Here is a 1,049-nt window from a genome sequence, read left to right as displayed (position 1 = left end):
GACAGCGGGGGTGCCTGCGGCGCGGATGTGTGCCGTGAGCGCGGGGAGGATGGTCACGGGGCCTCGGGTGGTCGGGGTGAAGTGAGGGGTACGACGGTGGAGCGGAGGGTGCCGGTTCCCGTACGGAGGCACCCTGAAGGGATGCGGGGAACCGCGCGAGCGGCCGCCAGGGACCCGCGCCCGGCGTCGAACCGCACCGCACCCGGAAAACGGCGATGCCGGCGCAGCTCCCCAGCTGCGCCGGCATATGTGCCGTCCGCCGCACCCCCGTCCCCACGGGGTTTCATGGATGGATGTCCCCGCCCGAACCGCTCTTTCGGGCCTGGGGTCGCCGCTCAGCGCCCCAGCATCGCACCCACGGACGACGCCTGTGTGGCCACCGTCTCCCAGCCGTCGAAGACGAGCAGGAGCAGGGCCGCCAGGGGAAGGGCCATGAGCGTCGCCACCAAGGGGTGGCGGCGACCCGCGCGGCGGGGTGCGAACGTGAAACGTCGCGGTGCCGGGTGGGTCATGGTCCCTCTCCTGACCGTCTCGTGTTGTCTTCGCAGCTGTCGTCTCTACAGCTGCCGCTTCACAGCGGCGGGTGTCCGACCTCGGGGGACGAGCGCTGCACCCGCCGCTTGACCTCAAATCTAGGCGCGGGGCCCGAACCGGGCGTCATGCCCTCGTACCGATTGGCGGGCCTCCCGGAGGATGAGCCCCCGGCCGCGGTGTACTCCCCAGGGTGGAGAGCCGGTCCCCGGTCTCGGGGTCATCCCTGAGGGGTCGCCCCCCGTGTCGGGCATGTCGGATGCGGGCGGCACCCCGGAACGCGTGACTTCGATCACTCGGGACGGTCATGGGGTGGCTGCCGGGCGTGCTTCGGGCGCCGGTCGGCGACGGGTGGGACGGGGCGTCCCCTCAGGGATGACCCCGAGACCGGGGACCGGCTCTCCACCCTGGGGAGTACACCGCGGCCGGGGGCTCATCCTCCGGGAGGCCCGCCAATCGGTACGCGGGCATGACGCCCGGCTCGGGCCCCGCGCCTAGCTTTGAGGTCAAGCGGCGGG

1 protein-coding gene is annotated in these 1,049 nt (G+C 72.8%); it reads right to left on the bottom strand.

Annotation, left to right across the window (positions count from 1 at the left end):
* Positions 1–335: 335 nt before the first annotated feature.
* Entirely contained in the window at positions 336–512 is a 177-nt protein-coding gene (locus CCN72_RS40130; RefSeq protein WP_086812621.1) for a hypothetical protein, read from the bottom strand.
* Between the last annotated feature and the right edge of the window lie 537 nt (positions 513–1,049).

The organism is Streptomyces murinus, assembly GCF_002154555.1.
Taxonomy (GTDB): Bacteria; Actinomycetota; Actinomycetes; order Streptomycetales; family Streptomycetaceae; genus Streptomyces; species Streptomyces murinus.
The sequence above is the reverse complement of the archived record's forward strand: the minus strand, read 5'-3'. Positions and strand labels throughout refer to the sequence as shown.

Excerpts from the sequence above, each read along its gene's own strand:
- CCN72_RS40130 (WP_086812621.1), bottom strand. The coding sequence starts at position 512 with ATGACCCACCCGGCACCGCGACGTTTCACGTTCGCACCCCGCCGCGCG.